25 protein-coding genes are annotated in these 24,975 nt (G+C 69.9%); 17 read left to right on the top strand and 8 right to left on the bottom strand.

Features of this window, described 5'->3' with window-relative positions:
• Positions 1 to 125: 125 nt before the first annotated feature.
• The 5 genes from folE to AB0N73_RS15065 all read right to left on the bottom strand — a co-directional run bounded on the left by folE (position 126) and on the right by AB0N73_RS15065 (position 4,572).
• Complete coding sequence (folE, locus tag AB0N73_RS15085) at positions 126 to 707, bottom strand: GTP cyclohydrolase I (RefSeq protein WP_363564929.1); 582 nt, start codon at positions 705 to 707, stop codon at positions 126 to 128.
• Positions 704 to 1,300, bottom strand: a complete 597-nt coding sequence (locus tag AB0N73_RS15080; protein WP_363564927.1) for a PadR family transcriptional regulator — start codon at positions 1,298 to 1,300, stop codon at positions 704 to 706. Before AB0N73_RS15080 ends, folE begins: the two co-directional genes overlap by 4 nt.
• A gap of 123 nt (positions 1,301 to 1,423) precedes the next feature.
• Positions 1,424 to 2,827, bottom strand: a complete 1,404-nt coding sequence (locus tag AB0N73_RS15075) for an aminomethyl transferase family protein (protein WP_363564925.1) — start codon at positions 2,825 to 2,827, stop codon at positions 1,424 to 1,426.
• A 52-nt stretch (positions 2,828 to 2,879) separates the two neighbouring features.
• On the bottom strand, positions 2,880 to 3,752 hold the full coding sequence (gene purU, locus AB0N73_RS15070) for a formyltetrahydrofolate deformylase (protein WP_363564923.1): 873 nt from the start codon (positions 3,750 to 3,752) through the stop codon (positions 2,880 to 2,882).
• Between the two features lie 13 nt (positions 3,753 to 3,765).
• Positions 3,766 to 4,572, bottom strand: coding sequence for a methylenetetrahydrofolate reductase (locus AB0N73_RS15065; protein ID WP_363564931.1), 807 nt, complete (start codon positions 4,570 to 4,572; stop codon positions 3,766 to 3,768).
• Between the two features lie 226 nt (positions 4,573 to 4,798).
• Between AB0N73_RS15065 and AB0N73_RS15060 the strand changes: the two genes are divergently transcribed.
• Entirely contained in the window at positions 4,799 to 5,227 is a 429-nt protein-coding gene (locus tag AB0N73_RS15060) for a hypothetical protein (RefSeq protein WP_363564921.1), read from the top strand.
• On the opposite strand, the gene AB0N73_RS15055 is transcribed toward AB0N73_RS15060, so the two are convergent.
• Entirely contained in the window at positions 5,176 to 5,769 is a 594-nt protein-coding gene (locus AB0N73_RS15055) for a helix-turn-helix domain-containing protein (protein ID WP_363564919.1), read from the bottom strand. The genes AB0N73_RS15060 and AB0N73_RS15055 overlap by 52 nt on opposite strands.
• Before the next feature lie 140 nt (positions 5,770 to 5,909).
• Here AB0N73_RS15055 and AB0N73_RS15050 point away from each other — a divergent pair, with 140 nt between their 5' ends.
• The 7 genes from AB0N73_RS15050 (at position 5,910) to AB0N73_RS15020 (ending at position 13,263) form a co-directional block, all read left to right on the top strand.
• Positions 5,910 to 7,115 (top strand): cytochrome P450, encoded by a 1,206-nt coding sequence (locus AB0N73_RS15050; protein ID WP_363564917.1) that lies wholly within the window; start codon positions 5,910 to 5,912, stop codon positions 7,113 to 7,115.
• Between the two features lie 62 nt (positions 7,116 to 7,177).
• Positions 7,178 to 8,167, top strand: coding sequence for an ABC transporter substrate-binding protein (locus AB0N73_RS15045; RefSeq protein WP_363564915.1), 990 nt, complete (start codon positions 7,178 to 7,180; stop codon positions 8,165 to 8,167).
• A 17-nt stretch (positions 8,168 to 8,184) separates the two neighbouring features.
• Entirely contained in the window at positions 8,185 to 9,888 is a 1,704-nt protein-coding gene (locus AB0N73_RS15040; protein ID WP_363564913.1) for a dihydroxyacetone kinase family protein, read from the top strand.
• On the top strand, positions 9,885 to 10,715 hold the full coding sequence (locus tag AB0N73_RS15035; RefSeq protein ID WP_363564911.1) for an ABC transporter permease: 831 nt from the start codon (positions 9,885 to 9,887) through the stop codon (positions 10,713 to 10,715). Before AB0N73_RS15040 ends, AB0N73_RS15035 begins: the two co-directional genes overlap by 4 nt.
• 1 nt (position 10,716) lies before the next feature.
• Positions 10,717 to 11,484 (top strand): ABC transporter permease, encoded by a 768-nt coding sequence (locus AB0N73_RS15030; RefSeq protein ID WP_363564909.1) that lies wholly within the window; start codon positions 10,717 to 10,719, stop codon positions 11,482 to 11,484.
• A gap of 5 nt (positions 11,485 to 11,489) precedes the next feature.
• The gene (locus AB0N73_RS15025) at positions 11,490 to 12,311 is read left to right on the top strand and encodes an ABC transporter ATP-binding protein (RefSeq protein WP_363564907.1); all 822 of its coding nucleotides are present in this window, start codon (positions 11,490 to 11,492) and stop codon (positions 12,309 to 12,311) included.
• 10 nt (positions 12,312 to 12,321) lie between these two features.
• Complete coding sequence (locus AB0N73_RS15020; protein ID WP_363564905.1) at positions 12,322 to 13,263, top strand: PDR/VanB family oxidoreductase; 942 nt, start codon at positions 12,322 to 12,324, stop codon at positions 13,261 to 13,263.
• Between the two features lie 40 nt (positions 13,264 to 13,303).
• On the opposite strand, the gene AB0N73_RS15015 is transcribed toward AB0N73_RS15020, so the two are convergent.
• The gene (locus AB0N73_RS15015) at positions 13,304 to 13,837 is read right to left on the bottom strand and encodes a MarR family winged helix-turn-helix transcriptional regulator (protein ID WP_363564903.1); all 534 of its coding nucleotides are present in this window, start codon (positions 13,835 to 13,837) and stop codon (positions 13,304 to 13,306) included.
• 77 nt (positions 13,838 to 13,914) lie between these two features.
• Positions 13,915 to 15,414: an aldehyde dehydrogenase family protein gene (locus AB0N73_RS15010; RefSeq protein ID WP_363564901.1), complete on the bottom strand. Its 1,500-nt coding sequence runs from the start codon at positions 15,412 to 15,414 to the stop codon at positions 13,915 to 13,917.
• Positions 15,415 to 15,729: 315 nt separating this feature from the next.
• Between AB0N73_RS15010 and AB0N73_RS15005 the strand changes: the two genes are divergently transcribed.
• The 9 genes from AB0N73_RS15005 (at position 15,730) to AB0N73_RS14965 (ending at position 24,904) form a co-directional block, all read left to right on the top strand.
• On the top strand, positions 15,730 to 16,605 hold the full coding sequence (locus AB0N73_RS15005; RefSeq protein ID WP_363564899.1) for a transketolase: 876 nt from the start codon (positions 15,730 to 15,732) through the stop codon (positions 16,603 to 16,605).
• Entirely contained in the window at positions 16,605 to 17,570 is a 966-nt protein-coding gene (locus AB0N73_RS15000; protein ID WP_363564897.1) for a transketolase C-terminal domain-containing protein, read from the top strand. The genes AB0N73_RS15005 and AB0N73_RS15000 overlap by 1 nt, the downstream gene beginning before the upstream one ends.
• Before the next feature lie 29 nt (positions 17,571 to 17,599).
• Positions 17,600 to 18,667: an alcohol dehydrogenase catalytic domain-containing protein gene (locus tag AB0N73_RS14995; RefSeq protein WP_363564894.1), complete on the top strand. Its 1,068-nt coding sequence runs from the start codon at positions 17,600 to 17,602 to the stop codon at positions 18,665 to 18,667.
• Positions 18,664 to 20,190 (top strand): sugar ABC transporter ATP-binding protein, encoded by a 1,527-nt coding sequence (locus AB0N73_RS14990; protein WP_363564892.1) that lies wholly within the window; start codon positions 18,664 to 18,666, stop codon positions 20,188 to 20,190. The genes AB0N73_RS14995 and AB0N73_RS14990 overlap by 4 nt, the downstream gene beginning before the upstream one ends.
• Before the next feature lies 1 nt (position 20,191).
• Positions 20,192 to 21,175 (top strand): ABC transporter permease, encoded by a 984-nt coding sequence (locus AB0N73_RS14985; protein WP_363564890.1) that lies wholly within the window; start codon positions 20,192 to 20,194, stop codon positions 21,173 to 21,175.
• Positions 21,176 to 21,281: 106 nt separating this feature from the next.
• On the top strand, positions 21,282 to 22,310 hold the full coding sequence (locus AB0N73_RS14980; RefSeq protein WP_363564888.1) for a sugar ABC transporter substrate-binding protein: 1,029 nt from the start codon (positions 21,282 to 21,284) through the stop codon (positions 22,308 to 22,310).
• A 14-nt stretch (positions 22,311 to 22,324) separates the two neighbouring features.
• Positions 22,325 to 23,146: an SDR family NAD(P)-dependent oxidoreductase gene (locus tag AB0N73_RS14975; protein ID WP_363564886.1), complete on the top strand. Its 822-nt coding sequence runs from the start codon at positions 22,325 to 22,327 to the stop codon at positions 23,144 to 23,146.
• A 70-nt stretch (positions 23,147 to 23,216) separates the two neighbouring features.
• The gene (locus tag AB0N73_RS14970) at positions 23,217 to 23,999 is read left to right on the top strand and encodes an SDR family oxidoreductase (protein WP_363564884.1); all 783 of its coding nucleotides are present in this window, start codon (positions 23,217 to 23,219) and stop codon (positions 23,997 to 23,999) included.
• An 8-nt stretch (positions 24,000 to 24,007) separates the two neighbouring features.
• A complete protein-coding gene (locus AB0N73_RS14965; RefSeq protein WP_363564882.1) occupies positions 24,008 to 24,904 on the top strand; it encodes a sugar phosphate isomerase/epimerase family protein in 897 nt (298 codons plus the stop codon).
• The last annotated feature ends 71 nt before the right edge of the window (positions 24,905 to 24,975 follow it).

Raw genomic sequence — 24,975 nt, 5'->3', positions numbered from 1 at the left:
TCCCTCCGCCCCGGTGGCCTACCCTCTCCGTGCCCGGTGTCTCTGTTGTGCGCCGGCGCGAGGGGGGGTTTACCCCGCTGTCTCGGCGCGAAAGTGCTGTCTCGCGGGTCCAGGCCGTGGCGGGGTCAGGCGGGGGTGGGGGCGTGGGCGAGACGCCAGGTGGCGTCGGGGATCTCGCCCACGGTGGCGACCGTCACGGCGCGGGCGGAGGCCGCGCGGGGCTCGAGGTGGGCGACGCAGCCGTGCGACGCCTCGATGCGCACCGCGACGCCGTGGGGGCGCAGCACCGCCATGAGCGCGTCGGCGATCTGCTGGCCGAGTCGCTCCTGCAGCTGTGGGCGGCGGGCGGCGAGCTCGACGAGCGATGCGATGCGGCTGAGGCCGGCGATGTGATGGCTCGGGGCGTAGAAGACGTCGACCGTGCCGTCGAAGGGCAGCAGGTGGTGCTCGCACACCGAACGGAACGGGATGCCGGTCATGCCGACCAGCTCTCCCGGCTGCTCGTTCTCGGTGAGGGCGACCGGTGCCCCGAGAGCGGATGCGGGGTCCACCCCGAGTCCCGAGAACAGGTCGAGCATGAGATCGGCGACGCGTTCGGGCGTGCGCAGGAGCCCCAGGCGGTCGGCGTCCTCGCCGACCGCGAGCAGGAGCTCGCGAACGGCGGCCACCGCGCGGTCGCGGTCGGTGCGGGTCGTCACGTCGGTCATGAGGCGGCCTCCGGTCCGTCGAGGCGCGTGACGAGATCGAGCCCCGCCGTGGCCCAGGCGATCTCGCCGCGGGCCCGCTCGACCAGACCCTCGTAGGCGAACCGCTTGTAGGCGATCGTGCGCTCGCGGTCGGCCGGGGCCGTGACGGCGAGGCGGCGCAGCAGCATGGGGTTGTCGACGGCGTCGATGCGCCGGAGCTCGCCCTCCCACTGGCCGAGCTCACCCTCCCACTGCGCGATGTGGGCGCGGAGGAACGCGCGCGCATCCGCGGGGGAGGCGGATTCGAGGTAGGCGGCGCGCAGGTGCGCGGGATCGCGGACGCGTTGGTACTCGGGCGGTGCCGCCATCCAGTCGAGGAACGCCTGCTCGCCCGCGGGGGTGATGTGGTACATCCGGCGGGTGCCGCGTTCGCCGCGGGCCTGCTCCTCGCCTTCGATGAGTCCCTCGGACTCCATCTTGCGCAGTTCGGGGTAGATCTGGGAGTCGGGCGCGTGCCACACGTGGCCCACCGAGACGGTGAACTGCTTCTGCAGGTCGTAGCCGGACTGCGGGCCGACCCGCACGAGCGCCAACAGCGCGTATCGCAGGCTCATCGCGGTTCCTCCTTGGTGCTCCGCCGTCGGTCGAGGGTATCCGGCGGGGACGGATCCCCGCCGGTCCCCCGTTGACGGTGCGGGGGTGACGGCGTCGCCGCCGTCACCCCCGGTCGGTCGTGCTCAGTCGTTGTAGCCGGTGCGCCATCCGCCCTGGTACGTCTGGCGGGCGACGGTCGAGTACGGCACGGGGCTGACGACCGCGCGGACCTCGGTCTGCTCGTGACGCTCCACGGAGGCCTTGGAGGTGCCGCCGTCGGGCTCGCCCCACACGACCTTCAGCTCGGTGCCCTCGGGCACGTCGGGGGCGACGACGCCGAGCGACAGACCGCGCTTCTCGTTGGCGCTGTAGCCCGTGAACATCGAGAAGCCGACGACGGTGCCGTCCGCATCCACGACCGAGTCGTAGTTGGCCGATCCGTAGTTGGCCAGCGGCAGGTCGAAGAACTTGTAGGTCGGGCCGTCGACGTTGAGGAGCGAGCCCCAGACCTTCGCCAGGTCCTCGGCGTTCCACGCCAGCGTGACCTTCTTGCGCTGGGATGCGGGATCGATCTTCTCGAGCGCGTCGCGACCGATGAAGTCGTGGTCGAACTTCACGAACGAGCCGTAGCCGAGCTCCCACGGGGTCAGGTAGTAGTCCTCGATGTTGTCCGAGACGAACGAGCCGGCGAGCGTGCCGGTGGCCTCGTAGCTGTCGACGCCCAGCCACTCGCGGTATCCGCGCTCGGCCTCGCCCGAGTAGATCGCGGGCAGCGGCGACGGGATCCATCCCGACTCGAGCGTGTTCGACGGGTACGCGCGGGATCCGACGGGCACCAGCCCGAACTCGGCACCGGCCTCGACGACCGCGTCGCGGATGGCGTCGTGGTCGGCGTACGGGCCCCAGATCTCGAGTCCGGGTGCGCCGGCCATGCCGTGACGGAGCGTGCGCACGGTCTTGCCGGCGATCGTCATGGTGGACATGTTGAAGAAGCCGAGCTTCTCGAGGGGTCCGCCGTTGAGCTTCTCGATGACCGACCAGGCGTTCGGGCCCTGGATCTGGAAGCGGTAGTACTGGCGGGTGACGGGGTGGCCGTACGGGCGCGACGGCGAACGGCGGTCGACGGAGATGTCGAGGTTGCCGTAGCCGCCGGTCTCGCCGTGGTAGAGCAGCCAGTTCGACGCCGGCGCGCGGCCGACGTAGACGTACTCGTCCTCCGCCTCGCGGAAGAGGATGCCGTCGCCGATCACGTGTCCGGACGCGGTCGTGGGCACGTACTGCTTGGCCTTGTTCACGGCGAAGTTGGCGACCGAGTTGATCGCGGTGTCGCTGATGAGACGGATGGCGTCCGAGCCCGAGAGGAACACATTGTCCATGTGGTGGGACTGGTCGTACAGGACAGCGGTGTTGCGCCAGGCCTGCTGCTCCTTGATCCAGTTCTGGAAGTCCGCCGGAACGACGGGATAGATGTAGGAGCCGATCTGCGAATTGCGCAGCATCTCGACGGGGTTGGTGCCGTCGATGAGTTCCTGCAGGTTGCTGGCCACGAGTGAACCTCTCTGTTCTCGGGAGACGGTGCCTCGGATGAGGCGCCGGGGTCTAAAAGACGATGGTGTGGTTGCCGTGTCGGATGACGCGGTCCTCGGCGTGCCACTGCACGGCACGGGAGAGCACGGCGCGTTCCACGTACGCGCCGCGGGCCTGGAGATCGGCGGCGCTCATCGAGTGGTCGACGCGGGCGACGTCCTGCTCGATGATCGGGCCCTCGTCGAGGTCCTTGGTGACGTAGTGGCTGGTCGCGCCGATGAGCTTGACGCCGCGCTCCTTGGCCTTCTTGTAGGGGCCGGCGCCGATGAAGGCGGGCAGGAAGGAGTGGTGGATGTTGATCACCGGCACGCCGACGCCCTCGAGGAAGTCGTCGGACAGGATCTGCATGTAGCGCGCCAGGACGACGAAGTCGACGTTGCCGGCGAGCAGCTTGACGATCTCGGCCTCGGCCGCCGCCTTGTCGGGGCCCTGCGAGGGCACGTGGAAGAACGGGATGCCGAACGAGCGCACGTCGTCCGCCGTGTTGGTGTGGTTGGAGATCACCATCGGGATGGTGACGTTGAGCTCGCCGCGGCGGTGGCGCCAGAGGAGCTCGAGCAGGCAGTGGTCGCTCGTCGAGGCGAGGATCGCCATCCGCTTCGGCACGGACTGGTCGGTGAGGCGCCACTGCATGCCGTACGGCGTGAGCGTCGCCTCGAGGTCCGCCTCGATGTCGGCGAACGCACCGGCCAGGTCGGGGCGGTGGAACTCGACCCGCTGGAAGAAGGCGCCGCCCTCGGGGTTGTCGGAGTACTGGTCGAGCGTGACGATGTTGGCCTTGTTGCGCGTGATGAGGCCGGTCACGGCCGCGACGAGCCCGGGCTGGTCGGGGCCGTGCACGATCAGGCAGGCGTGATCACGGAGGGCTTCGGTGTGCAGGGTCATGCGCGGGTTCTCCTCAGGACTGCGCGGCGATGTAGTCGCGGGCCCACTCGGATGTCGCCCGCAGACCGCCGAACGTATAGAAGTGAATTTTGACAGGTCCGCGGGACTGCTCCTGCGCGACGAGGGCGCCGAGGTCGCCGATGAAGCTGTCCGGGCCGGCCGTTCCCATGAGGTTGGTGAGCGAGAAGCCGTACTTCTTCACGATCATGGCGTTGGCGCCGACGCCGAAGCGGCGGGCGAAGCCGATGAGGCGCTTGATGCCGGCGGGGCCGGGCGTGCCGATGCGGATCTCGGTCGCGATGCCGCGGGCGCGCACCTGGTCGATCCACGCGACGACCGGGTCGGTGTCGAACGCGAACTGGGTGAGGATGACCGCGTCCAGCCCCGCATCCGCGAGGGCGGCCGACTTGTCCTCGAGGTGGCGCCACAGCACGTCCGAGGGGATGTCGGGGTGGCCCTCGGGGTACCCCGCGATCGACACCTCGCGCACGCCGTACTTCTCGAGCAGGCCGGAACGGATGACCGACAGCGAGTCGGGGTAGGGGCCCTCGGGCTCGGCCGGGTCACCGCCCACGGCGAACACGTGCTCGGTCGCGCCCACCTGCTGCAGGCGGTCGAGGAACTCCTCGAGACCGGCCGCGGACGACAGGCGCCGGGCCGACAGGTGGGGGACGGGGATGAAGCCCATGTCCTTCACCGCCTTGGCGGCGGCGACGCGCATGTCGAGGTCCTCGTTGCCGAGGAACGTGACGTTGATCTTGGTGCCGGCGGGGATCACATCGCGGGCCTCTTCCAGGCCGGGGACGTCTTTGCCGGTCATCTCGAGCGAGAAGCCGTCGAGCAAGGCGAGGGATGCGGCCGGGTCGGGGGCCGGAGTCGTACGTGCCACGGATCGTGGTCCTTCCGCTCTAGGAGGGCGTCTTTGCCGCTCTGCCGAGGACATTACCTATGTCGATAGGTAATGGCAAGAGGGATTTCTCTTGAAGGGAAGCGCGGGCGGTGACAGGTGCCTCTATGGTTCATGGATAAACCAATGGAGGTGGGCGATGGACGCAGAAGCAGTGACCCTCGTGTGGCGGGTGCGCGACAGTCTCGTGGCGTACATGAGCGTCGACCCGGCGTTCGAGGTCGAGGTCGTCGGCGAGGCATCGTTCTCGCCCGAGGCGGGGGTGCGTCTGCCCGCCCGTCGCCTGCCGGACGGGCGGATCGTCGCCGAGGGCGGCGTCATCCTGCGCGCCCATGGCGGAGCGCTGCAGATCCCGCTCGTCGACGTGCGCGTCGAGGACGGCGCGCTGTGGGTCCGCGACCCCGAGGACGCCGAGCGCGGGCTCCGGCTCGTGACGGTCGCGCCGTCGGCCGCGGGAGGCGCCGATGTCTTCGACACGGCGCTCGCGCCCGAGGCCGACCTGCTCTTCATGTACAACTACGCGCCGGGGGTGCCGTTCGCGCCGCTGTCGGTCGAAGCGGCGGTCTGATCGGCCGGATCGCGCAGGATCTCGCTCTCGTACTCCTGCATCGACTCGCTCGCATCGACCATCTTCACCAGCAGCGCGTTCAGCTGCGTGATCTCGGCCGGCGTCAGCGTCTCGTGCAGGATCTCCTGCCGGCGCATCGCGACGGGCATGAAGTCGTCGTGGACCTCGATGCCGGATGCGGTGAGGTAGAGATGGCGCGAGCCCCGCGGGCCGTCGAGTTGCGCGATCAGCTCGCGCGTCAGCAGCACGTTGACGCTCTTCGACGCGATCGACTTGTTGATCCCGAGGATGGCGCACAGCTCGCGGGCCGTGGCCCCGGGATGGTTGCCGAGGGCGCTGATGATGCGCCACTCGTTGGTGCCGACGCCGTGCAGGTGGTGGAAGACCCGCGATCCACCCCAGACGAGGACGTTGTTGAGCAGACCGAGCAGCGCGGGCGTGTACGAGTCGCGGTCGATGGTGACCGCGAGGCGTTCCGTCGACAGGCCCAGCGCACGGGCGCGCGCGGTGACGGCGTCGGACGGTTCGGAGATGCTCGGCATCCGCTTCTTTCCTGGCTCTGTCGCGGCGTGGGCGACGAGTTCGATTCTAGGAGGACGAAATTAAGTTTGCATATGAACAGGTTCAAATCTAACCTGAACCTATCGGCGCACTGAAGCCCGATGCGAACAATGGAGTCGACGTGCCTGACGCAAACCTGCCCGCAGCGGTGGTGACTCTCGACCTCGATCCCTTCGACATGGATGCCCTCCGCGATCCGCTCCGTGTCGACGAGACCATCCGCGAGGCCGGCGAGATCGTCCGGATGGATGCCCACGGGATCTGGATGACCGGTCGTTACGACGTGGTCGAGTCGGTCTTCCGCGACTACGAGACCTTCGAGTCGTCGGCGGGGACCGGCATCACGAACACGAAGCGCGCCGAGAACTGGCGCAAGCCCAGCGTGATCCTCGAGAACGACCCGCCCTCGCACACGAAGTACCGGCGGATCATGACCTCCGTGCTCAGCCAGCGCGTGGTGCGCCGGCTGACCGAGGGGTTCCAGGAGCGTGCCGACGCGCTCGTCGATCGTGTGCTGGCGACCTCGGAGTTCAATGCCGCCAAGGACCTCGCCGAGGCCTTCCCGCTGCAGGTGCTGCCCGACGCCGTGGGCTTCAGCCCGGAGGGTCGCGAGCATCTGCTGCCGTACTCGAACCTCAACTTCCAGGCCATGGGGCCGCGCAACGAGCTGTACCGACGCGCGTCGGAGGCGGCGCAGGAGGCGGCGACGTTCGTGAACTGGCAGATGCGCCGCGAGGCGCTCGCCCCCGGGGGCCTCGGCCACACGATCTACGGATTCGTCGACGAGGGCGAGATCTCCGAAGAGGACGCGGGGATGCTGGTGCGCACCTTCCTCTCGGCCGGCATCGACACGACGATCTTCGGCATCCAGTTCGCGCTGCTGGGTCTCATCGAGCACCCCGCGCAGTGGGCGCGCCTGCGCGAGGACCCCACGCTGGCGCGGAAGGCGTTCGAGGAAGGGCTGCGGTGGAACGCGCCGAGCCCCTACATCGGGCGAACGACCGCGCGCGAGACGACGATCGGCGGCGTCAGGATCGGCGCCGGCGAGAAGGTCGTCATGGCGTTGGCCGCGGCGAACCGCGATCCCCGTCGGTGGCAGGACCCCGACACCTACGATCTCGCCAGAGACCCCTCGGGTCACATGGCGTTCGGGACCGGCATCCACGGATGCGTCGGTCAGATGATGGCGCGGATGGAGGCGACCTGCCTCCTGACAGCGCTCGCGCGACGAGTGGACACGATCGAACTCGTCGGCGAACCGGTGCGGTTCTTCTCGAACTGGCTCCGGGGATTCGACGACCTGCCCGTGCGGGTCACCCTTCGCTGAGCGACTCCCGTCGCCCGGCGCCCCTCCATCCCATCACCACCCCCACCCCACCAGGAGACATCATGAAACGAGCAGCAAAGGTGCTGACCGGCTTCGCCGCCCTGACCCTCGCCCTCACCGCGTGCGGCACCGGCGGGAGCGCCGCCCCCACCCAGGCGACAACCGACGGCGAGCTGCAGACCGTGAACGTGGGAGCCGTGCCGGTCGTCGACGTGGCCGCGCTCTACATCGGCGAGAACGAGGGCTACTTCGAGGAGGAGGGCATCGCCCTCAACATCGAGTTCGGCCAGGGCAGCGCCGCGATGATCCCCGCGCTCCTCAACGGGCAGTACGACATCCAGTACGGCGGTTCGGTCAACCTGCTGCAGGCCGTCGGCTCGGGGCTCCCGCTCGTGGCCACGGCGGTCGGCGGACGCACCACCGGCGTCGTCGGCGAAGACCACGGCGGCGTCGTCGTGCCGGCCGACAGCGACATCCAGTCGGCCAAGGACCTCGAGGGCAAGACGGTCGCCGTCAACGCGCTCAAGGGCCTCCACGAGGTGTTCCTGTGGAGCGCGATCACCAAGGACGGCGGCGACCCCTCGAAGGTGAACTTCGTCGAGCTCGCGCTTCCCGACATGGGCGCCGCGCTCGAGTCCGGACAGATCGACGCAGCGTCGACCGCCGAGCCGTTCCTCGGCGTCCTGCTGGGCGGCGGGATGCGGCTGGCCGTGAGCACGTACGCCGAGGCAGACCCCGATCTGGTCACGGCGCTCTACTTCACGACCGCCGAGAAGGCATCGACCGACCGCGACCTCATCGAACGCTTCAACCGCGCCCTGGAGAAGTCGTTCGCCTACGCCGACGAGAACCCCGACGCGGTGCGCGCCGAATTGTCGAACTTCACGCAGATAGACCCCGCACTGATCGACACCATGATCCTCACCAACTTCACGTGGGGACTCAGCGAGGCCGATCTGCAGCTGATCGCCGATCTCGCCGCCGATGCGGGAACCCTCGAAGACCCGGACGACGCGGCAGAGAAGGCCGGCGCCTTCGTCGCGGCCGGCTGACAGCCCGGAGCCCTCACATGAAGAAGATCATCAACCACCCCGCGGACGTCATCGAGGACTACATCTCGGGTCTCGTCGGCGCCGAGCCGCACCTCGCACGGGTCGAGGGCTGGCCCGTCGTCGTGCGCAGCCCCGGGACGAGCAAGCGTGACGACCGCGTCGCGCTCGTCACGGGCGGCGGATCCGGCCATGAGCCGGCGCACGCCGGGTACGTCGGCCGGGGGATGCTGGATGCCGCGGTCCTCGGGCCCGTCTTCACGTCCCCGTCCGTCGACGCCGTGTACGCCGCGATCCGGACCGTCGCCACATCCGCCGGGGTCCTTCTGATCGTCAAGAACTACACGGGGGACCGCCTCAACTTCGCGCTCGCCGCGGAGCTGGCACGGGCGGACGGCACGCGGGTGGAGATGATCGTCGTCGCCGACGACGCGGCTCTGGGGGACTCCTCCAGGGCCGGTCGCCGGGGGCTCACCGGCACCGTGCTCGTGCACAAGGTCGCCGGCGCCGCCGCCGAGGAGGGCCGCACGCTGGACGAGATCCTCGCCCTCACGCGTCGATTCCTCGCCGGCACCGCGAGCATGGGCGTGGCGCTCGGCCCCTGCACCACGCCGGGCGCCACGGCGCCCAACTTCGAGCTGGGTGACGACGAGATCGAATGGGGCCTCGGCATCCACGGCGAAGCGGGGGTCGAACGCGGCGCTCTCGTGCCGAGCGCCGATATCGCGCGCCGGCTCGTCGCGACGGTCGTCGACGACCGGGGGCTCCGCGCGGGCGAGGAGGTCGTCGCGCTCGTCAACTCGCTGGGCGGCACCCCCGATCTCGATCTGCGCATCCTCCACGGCGACGTGCTGCGCGCGCTCGCCGCGGCGGGCCTGCGGGTGCGGATGACGTGGGCGGGGCCGTTCCTGACCTCGCTCGAGATGCCGGGCGCTTCGCTCACCGTGGCCCGTGTCGATGCCGAACTGATCGAGCTGCTGGGTGCCCGGGCGGACGTGACGGCGTTCCCCGCGCACACGGCGACGCTCGACGAGGGCGGCCCCGCCGTCGTGCCGGGTCCCGCTGTCACCCCGATGCTGCGGGGCGACGGCGAACCGGACCCGCACGTGGGCGGGGCCGCGGCGATCGTGGCCGCGATCGCCGACGCCCTCATCGCCGCGGAGCCCGAGCTCACCGACCTCGACCGCCGCGTCGGCGACGGCGATCTCGGCGTGAACCTCGCCCGCGGGGCGTCGGCCGTGCTCGCCGCCGCCGACGAGCTGCGGTCGAGCCCGAGCGTCACCGGCTACCTCGGCGCGGTGTCCGACATCCTGCGGCGCGAGGTCGGCGGCACATCGGGCCCGCTGTACAGCCTGCTCGTGCTCGCCATGGCCGACGACCTGCGCGCCGTCGCCGCGCCCGGTGCGACCGACTGGGCGCGCGCGTTCGCCGCCGGTGTCGCCCGCGTCCGCGAGATCGGCGGGGCGTCTCCGGGAGACAGCACCATGGTCGACGCCCTCCAGCCTGCCGCCGATGCGCTCTCGGGCGCCGGCGACGCCGCCCAGCGGGTCGCCGCCGCCGCGACCGCCGCGCGCGCCGGCGCCGAGCAGACTGCGGCGCTCAGGCCGTCCCTCGGGCGCAGCAGCTACGTCGGCGCCCGCGCGGTCGGGGTGCCCGATCCCGGGGCCGTGGCGATCGCGGTGCAGTTCGACGCGATCGTGCGCGAGATCGGCGGCCCCTCATGACCGCCCCCGTCACCTCGCCCACCACCACCATCCGCACCCGGCGTCCGTCGCGGCGGATGCGGGGAGAACCCGTGCTCTGGGGCGCCGCGGGGCTCATCACCCTCGCCGTGCTGCTGCAGGTGCTCCCGTCGCTGGGGCTCGTCAACCCGACGTACTTCCCGCCGCTGTCGGAGATGCTCGGTGCGCTCGTGGCGCAGCTGCAGAGCCCCGCGTTCTGGCAGGCCTTCGGGGCGACCGTCCTCGGATGGGGCATCGGGCTCTCGATCGCGGTCGTCGGCGGCATCCTCGGGGGAGTCGTCATCGCGAGCGTGCCGGTCGTCGACCGGATGCTCTCGTCGACGATCGAGTTCCTGCGGCCCATCCCCTCGGTCGCGCTCGTGCCCATCGCCGCGCTGCTGTTCGGCACGACGATGCAGGCGACGCTGCTGCTGGTCGTGTTCGCGAGCATCTGGCCGGTGCTCCTGCAGGTCATCTACGGCGTCCGCGACGTCGACCGCGTGGCGCTCGACACGGCCCGCAGCTACCGGCTGGGCGGTGCCAGGACCCTCCGGACGGTCGTCTGGCCGAGCATGACGCCCTACCTGATCGTCGGCATCCGCCTGTCGGCCGCCGTCGCCCTCATCCTCGAGATCACCGGAGAGCTCGTGATCGGCTCCCCGGGACTCGGCAAGCTGATCGCGCTGGCGCAGTCGTCGGCCGCGATCTCCACGATGTACGCCCTCGTGCTCGTGACGGCGCTGCTCGGCGTGGTCGTGAACGTGGGCACCCGTCTCATCGAACGCCGCGTGCTGTTCTGGCACGCATCCGTGCGGGGAGAGGTGCGCTGACATGAAAGCACTGCGCTGGATCTTCGTCACCTTCGCCGTCCCGGTCGTGCTGATCGCGCTCTGGCAGCTGCTGGCCGAGGTGTCGCAGAACTTCTACTGGCCGACACCCGGGCAGATCGTCGGGGTGTTCCCCGACACCTGGCTGCAGGGGCGGCTCTCGGACGATGTGCTGCCGAGCCTCACGCGCCTGGTCATCGGGTACGTCTGCGCTCTCGTGATCGCTGTGCTGCTGGGGGTGCTCGTCGGCTCCTACCGCCGGGTGCGGCTCTACACCGAGCCGGTGTTCGAGCTGTTCCGTGCGATCCCCCCGCCGGTGCTCGTTCCGATCGTGATGCTCTTCACGGGCATCGGCACGAACATGCAGATCACGGTCATCGCGTTCGGCAGCCTCTGGCCCATCCTGATCAACACGATCGAGGGCGTGCGCGGCATCGACCTCACCCAGGCCGACACCGCGCGCTCGTACCGGCTCGGCGGGATCCGCCGGCTGCTCACGATCACGGTGCCGGCCGCATCCCCGAAGATCTTCGTCGGCGCCCGGCAGGCCCTCTCGATCGGCATCATCATGATGGTCATCAGCGAGATGTTCGCCTCGACGAACGGCATCGGCTTCAACATCATCCAGTTCCAGCGACTGTTCCAGGTGACCGAGATGTGGAGCGGGATCATCCTGCTCGGCCTCATCGGCGTCGCCGCGAACGTCGTGTTCACGTTGGTCGAGCGTCGCGTGCTGCGCTGGTACGTCGGCATGCAGACGCAGGAGAGGTGACAGACATGTCCGCACAGGTACGCGAGCCCATGCTCCAGGTCGAGACGCTGCACAAGGTGTACGGCTCGGGCAGCACCGCCGTCGAGGCCATCGGCAGCCTCGACTTCACGATCGGGCGCGGTGAGCTCGTCTGCATCGTCGGCCCGTCCGGCGCCGGCAAGACCACATTCCTGCGCTGCGTGTCGGGACTGCTGGCCCCCACGTCGGGGCGGGTGGTGCTCGAAGGCGCTGCCGTCACCGAGCCGCCGGAGGGGATGGCGGTCGTGCTGCAGGACTACGGGCGGAGCCTGTATCCGTGGCTGACGGTGCACGACAACGTCGAGCTGCCGCTGAAGGCCAAGGGCACCGGCAAGGCCGAGCGCACCCGTCTGGTCGCCGAGGCGCTCGAGGCGGTGGGGCTCGCAGCCGCCCACAAGAAGTATCCGTGGCAGCTCTCGGGCGGGATGCAGCAGCGCGTGGCCATCGCGCGGGCGATCGCCTACCAGCCGCACGTGCTGATCATGGACGAGCCGTTCGCCGCCGTCGACGCGCAGACGCGCGCGGACCTCGAAGACCTCGTCCGCCGGCTCTGGAAGCAGCTGGGGGTCACGGTGCTGTTCGTCACGCACGACATCGACGAGTCGGTGTACCTCGGTGAGCGGGTGATCGTGCTCTCGCACGCGCCCACCTTCGTGCTCGAGGACGTCGCCATCCCGCTGCCCGACGAACGCGACCAGCTGACGACGCGGGCGCTGCCCGAGTTCGCCGAGCTGCGCACCCGGGTGTACGAGCTCATCCAGCGCGCCAAGCACGTGAACTACCGCACGCCGCGCGGCGATGCCGGATGAGGGGGCGCGCATGCTGACACTGCAGGTGGCCTCGCGGGTCGACGAGGCGGACGGCATCGCCGGCCTCGTGCTGGTGGATCCCCAGGGGCAGTCGCTGCCGGAGTGGACGCCCGGTGCCCACATCGACGTGCACATCGACCGACCGGGCGAGGGGGCGCTCGTGCGGCAGTACTCGCTGTGCGGCGACCCGGCCGATCGCTCCGCCTACCGGATCGCCGTGCTGCGGGAGGATGCGGGCGGAGGCGGCAGCAGGCATCTGCACGAGCGCGTGCGCCCCGGTCAGCTGGTGCGGGTCTCCGAGCCCCGATCGCTGTTCCCGTTCGCGGTGCGCGAGCGCATGGTGTTCGTCGCCGGCGGCATCGGCATCACCCCCATCCTGCCGATGGTCGCCGCCGCCGAGGCCGCCGGGATCGACTGGACGCTGCACTACGCGGGCCGTGAGCCCGGGGCGATGGCGTTCGGCGCGCATCTCGCCGCCTTCGGCGACCGCGTCCGGGTCTACGTCAGTGCGCAGGGACAGCGGATGGCGCTGCCGCAGATCATCGGCGACGCGGCCGGGGCGGCGGTCTTCGCGTGCGGCCCGTCGCGGCTGCTCGACGAGCTCGAGACGGTGTGCACGGATGCGGGCGTGGACCTCGTGGTCGAACGGTTCGCGAACGACAACGTGCTCACGTCCGAGTCGGATCACGCCTTCGAGGTGGAGCTCTCGCTCACGGGCGGCACCCTCACGGTGCAGCCCGGAGAGAGCATCCTCGACAAGGTGGTGGCCGCCGGCATCCCCGCGCCGTCGTCGTGCCGCGGCGGTACGTGCGGCACCTGCGAGACGTTCGTGGTCGAGGGCGAGCCCGACCACCGCGACGCCGTGCTCAACGCGAAGGAGCGCGAGGAGTCCGAGGTGATGATGATCTGCGTCTCGCGGTGCAAGGGTGCGCGGCTCGTTCTCGAGCTGTGACTCCCGTGCGCCGCATCCCTCGGGTGTGGCGCACGGAGGGTCAGTCGGCGGCGGCCAGCGCCGGCGTCTGGTCGGCGGGGGCGGGCGCGTCGCGCACCCGGTCGATCATCCCGCGCAGCCAGACGTTGAGCGTGACGACCTGATCGTCCGAGAGCCCCTCCAGGATGATGTCCTGGCCGCTCATCGAGACCGGGAGCATGTCGCGGTGCATCTGGGCGCCCGACGGCGTGAGATACATCGGCCGGGAGCCGCGGGGTCCGTCCACGAGCACGATCAGGCCGTGCGCGGTGAGGGTGGTGACGCTCTTGGAGACGACCGCCTTGTTGACCGCGATGAACTCGGAGACCTCCGTCGCCGACGCCCCGGGTCGCAGGGCGAGAGCAGAGATGACGCGCCAGTCGTTGGTGCCGAGGCCGAAGCGCCGCCGCAGCTCGTGCGACTCGCGCCACACCAGGGCGTTCGAGAGCAGGGCGAGCAATCGCGGCGTGAAGTTCTCGGGGTCGATGATCTCGTCGAGTGGCTCGGTCACCAGGTCCGCCACCGGGTATGCGGGGGCGGAGTGTTCGGGATGCATGCGGCTCCTTCGTGGGGAAGAGGGAGCACGAGGGGGCCCGACCGCGCGGATCGGACCCCCTCGTGCGGGTCGGTCGGTCAGTGTGCCATGGCGGCCAGCGCCTCGGGGTCGATGGTCGCGATCGAGCGGGTGTCCTGGAAGGCGCGGACGCCCTCGATGCCCTGCTCGCGGCCGAACCCGGACTGCTTCATGCCGCCGAAGGGCGCGCGCAGATCCAGGCGGGTGGCGCCGTGATCGTTGACCCACACGTACCCGCATTCCAGCTGCGAGCCGACGCGGTGCGCGGCATCGGGGTCGGCGGTCCAGACCGACCCGCACAGCCCGCCCCAGGTGTCGTTCGCCAGGCGCACGGCCTCGTCCTCGGTGTCGAACGGGATGAGGGGGATGACGGGACCGAACTGTTCCTGCGTGACGACGCGCAGATCCAGCGCGGGGTCCACGACGATCGCGGGCCGCAGGAAGTTGCCGCCGGCGAGATCCCCGCCGGGCAGCTCGCCGAACTCGCGCACGTCGGCGCCGGCCGACTTCGCCTCCTGGATGATCTCCGCGACGAACGCCTTCTGCGCGGGCTGGTGCAGCGGGCCCATCGTGGTGCCCTCGTCGAGCCCGTAGCCGATGACCGCCTTCTCGAGGCGGGCCGAGAGGCCCGCGACGACCTCGTCGAGCCGCGACCGGTGCACGAAGACGCGCTTGGCGTTCATGCAGATCTGCCCCGTCGTGTCGTACACGGCGGCGTAGAGCCGGTCGAGGTGCGCGTCGTCGATGATCGCGTCCTCGAGGAAGACCGCCGCGTCGTTGCCGCCGAGCTCGAGGGTCACCCGGGTGAGGGACTTCGACGCCATCTCCATGATGCGCTTGCCGCCGTTCACCGAGCCGGTGAAGCAGACCTTGGCGACATCCGTGTTCTGGATGAGGCCGGACATCTGGTCGTCGCGACCGGTGACGACGTTCAGCACACCCGGCGGCAGCTTCTCGGCGATGCGCTGCACGACGCGCGTCGTGGCCAGCGGTGCCGAGGGCGGCGGCTTGACGATCGCCGTGTTGCCGGCGAGCAGCGCGTGGGGCAGCGCGGCGCCCAGAATCGCGATGGGCCAGTTGAACGGCACGATCACCGTGACGACGCCGATCGACTGGTACGACACCTCCGTCGACACCGGGATCGCCCCGGGGATGACCGGCAGCGTCTTGGCGGTGTCGACCTCGTCGGCCAGCGACAGTGCCAGGTTCCAGCGGATCTCGAAGACGAGGGCGTCCACCCACGCTTCGAAGCGCACCTTGCCGTTCTCCTGCGACAGGATGGCGGCGTCCGCATCGCGATCGTCGGCGATCCCCGCAATGGCCTCCGCCATGAGCTTCGCGCGTTCGGTGGCCCCGAGCGCGGACCACGCCGGGTAGGCGTCCTTCGCGGCGGCGACCGCATCCGCGACGTCCTTCTCGGACGCGGCGGCGGCCTCGCCGACGATCGCGCCCGGTTTGGCGGGGTCGGCGATCGAGAGCGTGTTCTCGGTGAACCGCTCCTCGCCGCCGATGTACAAGCCCGTCCGCGTTCCCGCGGTGGTCAACACATCTCCAGTCATCTCGACATGCACCTCTCTGTGTGTCGTTCGCTTCCGGGAGCAGAGCTCCCGGTCTCGTCGGAGTCGACGAGCGTCTCGGGTCGAGCCGCCGCGCCACGAGCGCAACGGCGTTGTCGACGAGTCTGGGGCCTGATCGCCCCACCTTCAAGCTGTAAACGAGTTTAGATACATTCTTGTTTACTTGTAAATAGCATCGTGCTAGCGTCGCTCCCGTCCTGAGGCGCACGCCCAGCGGACAACCGAGAAAGTGTCGATGACGACGCGCGAGATCGGCGTCGGAAACGGCATCCGTGTCATTCAACGAGGAGACATGTGATGAGTACGAACACCCTGGAAACGGGGAGATCGCACACGGTCGAAGAGCTCGAGGAGCTCGCGTTCGAGTTGCGCGCGAAGCTGCTCCAGCTCTGCGGCACCTACGAGGGCGCCGTGCACGTGGGCGGCGATCTCTCGTCGGCCGACATCTTCACCGCGCTGTTCGAGTACGGGCTGCGCGTGGACCCGACGGATCTCTCCAACCCGGCGCGGGATCGCTTCGTGCTCAGCAAGGGTCACGCGGCGGTCGCGATGTACATCGCCATGGCCATCCGCGGATTCTTCGCCTACGACGGGATCGTCGAGACCTACGGCCTCCTCGACAGCGCCTACGGCATGCATCCCTGCAAGGTCCAGCTGCCGGGCGTCGAGGCGTCCACCGGCTCGCTCGGACACGGGCTCCCGCTCGCGGTCGGCATGGCGCTGGGCGCCCGTCACCGCGGGGAGCAGCACCGCGTGTTCACGCTGATGGGCGACGGCGAGACCGGCGAAGGATCGGTGTGGGAGGCCGCGATGGCGGCCAACTCGAACCGGCTCGGCAACCTCGTCGCGTTCATCGACCGCAACCGGCAGCTCATGACCAGCTTCGACGAGGAGCGCGTCGTGCTCGAGCCGTACCCCGACAAGTGGCGCGCGTTCGGATGGAACGTCGTCCACATCGACGGACACGACATGGGTGCGCTGGTGGCGGCGATCGACGCCCTGCCGGACAGCGACTCCGACACCCCCACCGTGATCGTCTGCGAGACGGTCAAGGGCAAGGGCGTCGACTTCATGGAACGGAACCTGGCGTGGCACGCGGGGTCGCTGGGAGCGGCCGACCTCGAGCGCGCGATGGCGGCCCTGCGCGCGACGCGCGAGAAGGAGAGTGTCTGATGCCCACGACGTTCACATTCGGAGAGATGCTCTCGGCCCGCTCCGTGATCGGCGCGACCCTGGCGGAGCTGGGGGAGCAGAACGACAACCTCTTCGTCCTCACCCCCGACATCGGGCAGTCGCTGACGGAGTTCCGCGACGCCTTCCCCGACCGGTTCGTCGATGTGGGCCTCGCCGAGCAGGCGTGCGTCGGCATCGCCGCGGGACTGGCCTACGACGGCAACATCCCGGTGGTGTCCGGCATGCTCCCCTTCCTGTCGATGCGAGCGCTCGAGCAGATCCGCACCGACGTCTGCTACCCGAACCTGCCGGTCAAGATCATCGGCACCCACGGCGGGCTCGTCGGCAACGGCGGCTCGACGCACTACGCCGTCGAGGACCTCACGCTGATGGGCGCGCTGACCAACATGACGGTCACCTCGATCGGCGACCCGCTGATGGTCGGCGAGGTGCTGCGCCAGTCGATGGCGATGCAGGGACCCATCTACATCCGGCTCGCCGTCGGCAAGAAGGACAAGGTGCTCTACGAGCCCGGCCAGCACGAGGTGCGCATCGGCAAGGGCATCATCGCCCGGGAGGGCACCGACGCGACGATCTTCACGCACGGCACGACGGTGGCGCAGGCGCTGGATGCGGCCGATGAGCTCGCCAAGGACGGCCGGAGCGTGCGCGTCGTCGACATGTGGACGCTGAAGCCCATCGACCAGGAGCTCGTCATCCGCTCCGCCGCGGAGACCGACGGTCGCTTCGTCGTCCTCGAGGACCACCTCGCCTACGGCGGCCTCGCGACGCGGGTCGCCGATGTCGTCGCCGACAACGGCCTGCACTTGAACGCGTTCGAGCGCCTCGGCATCCCGCAGGTGTATGCCGGGTTCGGCGACGACGAGGAGCTGCGCAACAAGCACGGCTACGGACTGGCCCACACGGTCGCCGCCCTCCGGCGCGTCATCGCCGCCGCGGACTGACCCACCATGAGCGCTCAACGGAGAGACGAATGAGAACTGTAGCCGTGACCAGGATCGGGAGTCTCCGCGACCCCGACGAGAGCACACGAGGACGCATCGGCGTCGTGGACTTCCCCGATCAGGAGCTCGGGCCCGAGGACGTGCGCATCCGCGTCGCGTACTCGGCCATCTGCGGCTCCGATCCGCACCTCGCCGAGGGCTTCTTCGGCACGGACGTGCCGATCGGGCTCGGACACGAGCTGTCCGGTGTCGTCGAGGCGCTGGGAGAGCGCGCGACCCGTAACGGACTGTCGATCGGCGACCGCGTGGCGGGCAACTTCCTGCGCTTCTGCGGGACGTGTCGCCCGTGCCAGGAGGGCAAGCAGCAGTTCTGCGAGAACATCCAGGAGTACAACCGCCCGGGGATGGCCGAGACCGTCACCTGGCACGAGTCGCAGGTCTACCGCCTGCCCGACGACGTGTCGCTGCTCCAGGGCGCGATCCTCGAGCCGACCTCGGTCGCCGTGCGGATCGCCGACAAGACGAACATCAAGGTCGGCGACCGCGTGGCGATCTGCGGGGGCGGACCGATCGGCCAGCTCGCGCTGCAGGTGCTCAAGATGCACGGCGCGACCTCGCTCACCCTCATCGAGCCCATCGCGGAGCGGCGTGAGATGGCGCTCCGGCACGGTGCCGAGCACGTCATCGACCCCGTCGGCGAGAACCAGCTCGAGCGTGCCGACCAGATCACCGGCGGCCGTGGGTTCGACGTCGTGGTGGATGCGTCGGGGTCGACGCGCGCGGTCACCGGGCTCCTCGACCTCGCCGCCAAGGGCGCGACCGTGGTCTACGGGGCGATGTACCCGCACGATTTCGCGATGCCGCTCAACCTGACGGACTACCTCTATACGAAGGAGCTCACCCTGACCGGTGTCTTCGTCTCGCCCTACGCCTTCCCCCGCGCGCTCCAGGTCCTGCCGCACCTGGACGTGAGCGAGCTGACCGAGGCCGTCTTCGACATCGAGGACGCGGTCGAGGCGTTCGCCGTGCACGTCAGCGGCGCCCATCCCAAGGTCGTCATCCGCTGCAACCGGATCGACGAGGAGGTGCGGCGATGAGCGTTCTCACCGAAACCGCCCCCGCGCTGCCCTCCGTCGCGCCGATCCTCGAGGTGCGAGAGATCACCAAGCACTTCGACGGCGTCCAGGCCCTCCGGGGAATCGACCTCCAGGTGCGGCCGGGCGAGATCCACGCGCTTCTCGGCGAGAACGGTGCGGGCAAGTCGACGCTCATCAAGATCATCACCGGGCTGTACCAGCAGGACCGGGGCGAGGTGCTGGTCGCGGGCGAGCCCGTCGACTTCCCGACCGTCCGCGCGGCGCACCGGGCCGGCGTCGTGGCGCTCTACCAGGAGCTCTCGATCGTGCCGACGATCAGCGTCGCCGAGAACATCGTGCTGGGGGAGGACGCCCCGTCGACCCTCGGATTCGTGCGCTGGAAGGAGCTCCGCGCCCACGCGCGCGCCCAGCTGGACCGCCTCGGCCAGAGGATCAACCTCCGCCGGCTCGCGGGAGGGCTCTCGCCCGTCCAGCAGACGATGGTGGCCGTCGCCCGCGCGCTGTCGATCGACGCCAAGGTGCTCATCCTGGACGAGCCGACCGCCGCGCTCACCGACACCGAGATCGAGGGGCTCTTCACGGTGCTGCGGAGCCTGCGCGACGAGGGCGTCGCCATCGTCTACGTCTCGCACCGCCTCGAAGAGGTGTTCGCCCTGTGCGACCGCCTGACGGTGATGCGCAACGGCCGGACGATCGTGACCAAGGATGTGTCCGACACCTCGATCGACGACGTCATCTCGACGATGGTCGGTCGCGAGCAGAACGAGCTGTATCCCGAGCGCGGCGGCGGCACGGGCGACGTGGTCCTGTCGGTCGAGGGTCTGTCGGGCCGGCGCGTCAGCGATGTGTCGTTCCAGGTGCGCGCCGGCGAGGTCGTCGGTGTCGGCGGGCTGGCGGGATCGGGGCGCAGCGAGCTGCTGCGCCTGCTCGCCGGAGCCCAGAAGCAGTCGGCGGGCACGGTGCGCGTCGGCGGCGACGCCGTGGTCGGCCGCGGCGTGGGTCGCGCGCTCGACGCCGGGATCGCGCTCGTTCCCGAGGAGCGCCGCGCGCAGGGCGTGATCCTGTCGGCGCCGATCGCCGACAACATCGCGATCGCGAACCTGAAGACGGTCAGCCCCGGCGGCATCGTGTCGGGCAGACGCATCGTGCATCTGGCGAAGCAGGCGATGTCGGACCTGCAGATCAAGGCACGCAGCGTCCGCCAGCCCGTCGGGCAGCTCTCGGGCGGCAACCAGCAGAAGGTCGTGCTGGCGAAGATGCTCGCGCGCAACCCCCGGGTGCTGCTCATGGACGAACCCACGCGAGGAATCGACGTGGGGACCAAGGCGGAGATCTACCGCCTCATCCGCGAACTCGCGGCAACGGGTACGGCGGTCGTCGCCGTCTCCAGTGAACTGCCCGAACTGATCGGGCTCTCGGATCGGATCCTCGTGATGCACGAGGGGCGCATCTCCGGCGAAGTCGACGCGGACGTCGCCGATGACGAGCTCCTCCTCACGTACGCATATGGAAGGGACGCCTGACATGGCGAAGACAGACACTCTCACGATCGCCGCGGTGGAGCGGGAACGCTCCTCGCCGCTGCAGTGGGTCTGGCAGGGGAGCACGGTCATCGCGCTCGTCGTCCTGGTCATCGTGTTCACGGTCGCCGGCAACGGGGTGTTCCTCACCGCCGGCAACATGACCAACATCCTGAACCAGGTCGCGATCCTCACGATCATCGCGGTCGCACAGACCTTCGTCATGGTCGTCGGCGACTTCGACCTGTCGGTCGGCACGACGGCCACCCTGTCGGGGGCGTCGGCCGCCGCGCTCATGATCGCCGGCACGCCGGTGCCGCTGGCGATCGTGCTCGCGCTGGTGGTGGGAACGCTGGTGGGCCTGGTGAACGGCATCCTGGTCGCCTACCTCAACCTCTCGGCCTTCGTCGCGACGCTGGCCACGATGACCACCGTCGGCGGGCTCGCGCTGATCGTCACCGGCGGGACGACCCTGTACGGCTGGCCGGAGGAGTTCGGCTTCCTCGGGCAGTCCCGGATCAACGGCGTGCCGTTCCCGGTCGTGTACGCCATCGCCATCGCCCTCATCGCCTGGGCGGTGCTGCGGTTCACCACGATCGGACGCCGCTGGTACGCGATCGGCGGCAACTCCGAGGTCGCGCGGCTCTCGGGCGTCAGCGTGCGCTCCACCCGCCTGCTGGCGTTCGTGGTCGCGGGCTTCCTCTCGGGCCTGGGCGGCATCGTCCTGGTCAGCCGGTTGGGAAGCGCCGGCTCCTCCAGCGCCAACGACCTGATGATGTTCGCGGTCGCCGCCGTGTTCCTCGGCATGACCCTGCTGCGGTCGGGGCAGGCGAACATCGGCGGCACGATCGTCGGCGTCGCGATCATCGGCGTCGTCCAGAACGGCCTCAACATCATCGGCGTCAACACCTACATCCAGCAGGTGCTCATCGGCGTGATCATCATCGCCGCCGTGCTCCTGTCGGGGCTCAAGCAGAAGAACGCGTAGCGACGACGCACCGCGCTCCGCCCCTCCCGACATCCCCTCTCGCCGGGGCACCCCCGTCCCGGCGATCCCACCCACACAGTACGAATCTCGACAAAGGAGTTCGCTCATGCGCACTGTATTCACCAAGGGCCGCCGCACGGCCGTCGTGCTCGCCTTCGCCGCCGCGGTGGCGCTCACCGGATGCTCGGTGACCACCGGGGCATCCGAGGGCGGCACGAGCGCCGAGGGTAAGACCGACGGACTCGGAGACGACGGCGTCTTCCGGGTCGCGGCCTTCACCGCCGGCTACGCCACCCCCGGCGGCAAGCTGACGCTCGACGAGTTCGTCGAGAAGGGCAACGCCCAGGAGAACTGGGAAGTCACGCTGTACACGAGCGCCTTCGACTACGACAAGATCAACAGCGACGTCCAGACCGCCATCCAGCAGGGCGCCGACGCCATCCTCGCCGGGTTCCCGGACCCGCGTCAGATCGCCCCGCTCGTGCAGGCGGCGCAGGAGGCCGGCATCCCGATCTTCTCGATCGACGGCGGCGTGGAGCCCAACGACGACTTCGTCGTGGACATCACCTTCAGCCAGGAGGTGACCGCCGATCTGACCGTCGGCGCGCTCGAGGAGGCCATGGGCGGACTCGAGGGCAAGAACGTCATGGTCATCGGCCACGACCCGCACATCGGCATCCAGACGCGCTCGAACCTGGCCCTGGACAAGCTCGAGGGAGCCGGGGCCATCATCGCCGGCGGCGGGATGAAGCAGGCCCTCGACCCGGGGACGGGACGCACCGAGGCGCTGAACTTCGTCACCGACTACCTGCAGGCCAACCCCGAGGGCCTCGACGGCGTCTGGGTGGGCTGGGACGACGCGGCGCTCGGTGCGGCGCGGGCCATCACCGAGGCGGGTCGCGACGACATCTACGTGACCGGCGTCGACGCGCTCGGCGAGACCGCCGTCGAGATCGCGAAGAACGGACCCATGTACGCATCGGTCGCCCAGGACTGGGTCAAGGTCGTCGACCAGATCATCGACCTGATGAACGACTACCGCGACACGGCGACGCTGCCGGAGGTCAACTACATCCCGCTCGACGGGCAGCTGATCGATCGCAGCAACGTCGCGTCCTACGAGCCGACGCTCTGACGCGGGCACGGACGATGAGCGCTGCACATTCGGCCGACACCTCGGCGCTGCTGGACCTGACCGGCGACATCGTCGTCGTGACGGGTGCCTCCAGCGGCATCGGTCAGGCGGCGGCGGAGGTCTACGCCGCCGCCGGGGCGACGGTCGTCGTCCTCGGACGGAGCGAGGAGCGGGTGCACCAGGTCGCGGCGGGGATCGTCGCGGCCGGGGGCACCGCCCACGGGTACGCGGTCGACGTCGCCGTGCGCGGCGCGGTGGACGCCGTCTTCGAGCGGATCACCGCCGAGGTCGGCCGCCCCACCGTGGTCGTCGCGAACGCGGGCATCGCCGGGGGCGAGAGCTACCTGGGCGAGGGCCGCATCGCGCAGTACACGGATGCGGAATGGGACGAGGTCCTCGCCACCAACCTCACCGGGACGTTCGAGACCGTCCGCGCTGCGGCGCGGGTGCTCGAATCCGGCGGCAGGATCCTCGTCACCGCCTCGACGGCGGGGCTGCGGACGGACCCCATGGTCTCGTACGCGTATGTCACGACGAAGGCGGGGATTCTCAACCTCGTCCGCCAGCTCGCGCTGGAGCTCGCGCCCCGCGGCATCCGCGTGAACGCGATCGCACCCGGTCCGTTCAAGGGCACCCGCATCGGCGACGGCAAGACCGAGATCTCGCCCGAGTTCGAGGCCGTGTGGGCGGGCACCATCCCCCTCGCGCGGATGGGGACGATGGCGGAGATCCAGGGCCCCATGCTGTTCCTCGTCGCCCCGGCGTCGTCGTTCATCACCGGGGCGGTCCTCGCCGTCGACGGCGGTGCGCTCGCCCTGTCCCACACCGGATTCTGACGAATCCACACGCCGTGCCGGCGTGGAGCCCTCCACGCCGGCACACCCCTGACGAAGGAGATTTCTCATCATGAGGCTAGAAGGCAAAGTCGCGCTCATCACGGGCGGCGCCAGCGGTATCGGTCGGGCGACCGTCGAGAAGTTCGTGCGAGAGGGGGCGAAGGTCGTCATCGCCGACATCAACCTCGCTCAGGCGCAGCAGGTCGTCAACGAGATCACGGCGTCGGGGTCTCCCGGCGCCACCTCGGCCGTCCGCGTCGACGTCTCGGTGTACGCCGAGGTGGAGGCGGCCGTGGCCCACGCCGTCGAGACGTTCGGGGCGCTGGATGTCATCTTCAACAACGCCGGCATCGCGGGCGGGAAGCCCCTGCTCGACCACGACCCCGTCGCGGACTACGAGCCGATCATCCGCATCGACCAGGACGGCGTCTACTACGGCATCCTCGCGGCGGGCCGTCAGTTCCGCGCCCAGGGCACGGGCGGCGTCATCATCTCGACATCCTCGATCTACGGCGAACAGGCCGCCGAGCTGTCGTTCACGTACAGCGCCGCCAAGGCCGCCGTCATCTCGTTCACCCGGTCGGCGGCGTACGAGCTGGCCGAGTACGGCATCCGCGCGGTGGCGATCACCCCCGGGCGGGTCGGCACGCCGATCATCAACCAGTTCAGCGACGAGCTCAAGGCGACCTTCGCCTCCGAGCAGCTGCGCAACAAGATGACGGCGCCCGAGGAGATCGCGGACGTCGTGGCCTTCCTCGCATCCGATGAGGCCAACGCGATCAACGGCACCGTGGTGAGCGTCGACGACGGCTACTCGGTGTTCAAGCAGCGTCTCGACCTGCCCGTGTTCTGAGGCGCACGATGGATCTGGATCTGGCGTGCCACCTGTCGGCGATCACCCCGGACCTCGCGCCGGCCCATCTCGTGCCGGTCCTGCGTGACCTGCGCGAGATGGGCTACCGCCGGGCGGTGCTGCCGCCGCTCGACACCGAGACGACCGACGCCGCGCCCCTCGCGGACGCGTTCGCGCAGGCAGGGATGCGGCCGATCGCGATGTGCGGTCAGTCCCCCGACGCCGACGTCTCGTCCCCGGATGCCGACGTGCGCCGGGCCGGGATCGAACGGCTGCGGCGAAGCATCCGATGGGCGGAGCGTCTCGGGGCCGATCAGCTCAACGGGGTGCCGTACGGGCTGTTCGGGCGCCCCGCCACGCCGCTCGACGCGGCACTGCTGCGCGAGAGCGCGCGGGCGGTGGGTACGGTCGCCGACGAGGCGGCGGCGCGCGGGGTCCAGCTGACCTTCGAGGTGCTCAACCGCTACGAGGAGTCCGCGATCAACACGGCGGCGCAGGCCATGGCCTACGTCGACGACAGCGGCTCGTCGCACCTCGGCGTGCACCTCGACACGTTCCACATGGCCATCGAGGAGGCCGACGCGATGGCGGCGATCCGCCGGGCGCTGCCGCGCCTGCGCTACCTCGAGCTCGGGCAGTCGGGCCGCGGTCCGCTCGGCACCGGCGCGGTCGACATCGCGGGGATCGTGCGCGATGCGCTGGATGCCGGCTACGACGGTCGCTGGGGCGTCGAGGCGTTCTCGCGCCCGCTCGCCGGCCCCGCCGCCGACGCGCTCTCGATCTGGCGGGCGCCGTACGCCGATGGGCTCGAGCTCGCCCGTGACGCCGTCGGAGTGATCCGCCGCGGGTGGTCCGAGAGCGTCCCCGGCCGACGGTCGCACCGTCTGGCCCGCGCCGCCGAATGACCCCCCACCACCCCTGACCCGCGAGACAGCACTCCGGCGCCGAGACAGCGGGTTAAACCCACTGTCTCGGC

The organism is Microbacterium sp. NPDC089189 (genome assembly GCF_040685095.1).
In the GTDB taxonomy this organism is placed as follows: Bacteria; Actinomycetota; Actinomycetes; order Actinomycetales; family Microbacteriaceae; genus Microbacterium.
Note: the sequence above shows the minus strand (reverse complement) of the source record. Positions and strands in the feature narration are given on the sequence as shown.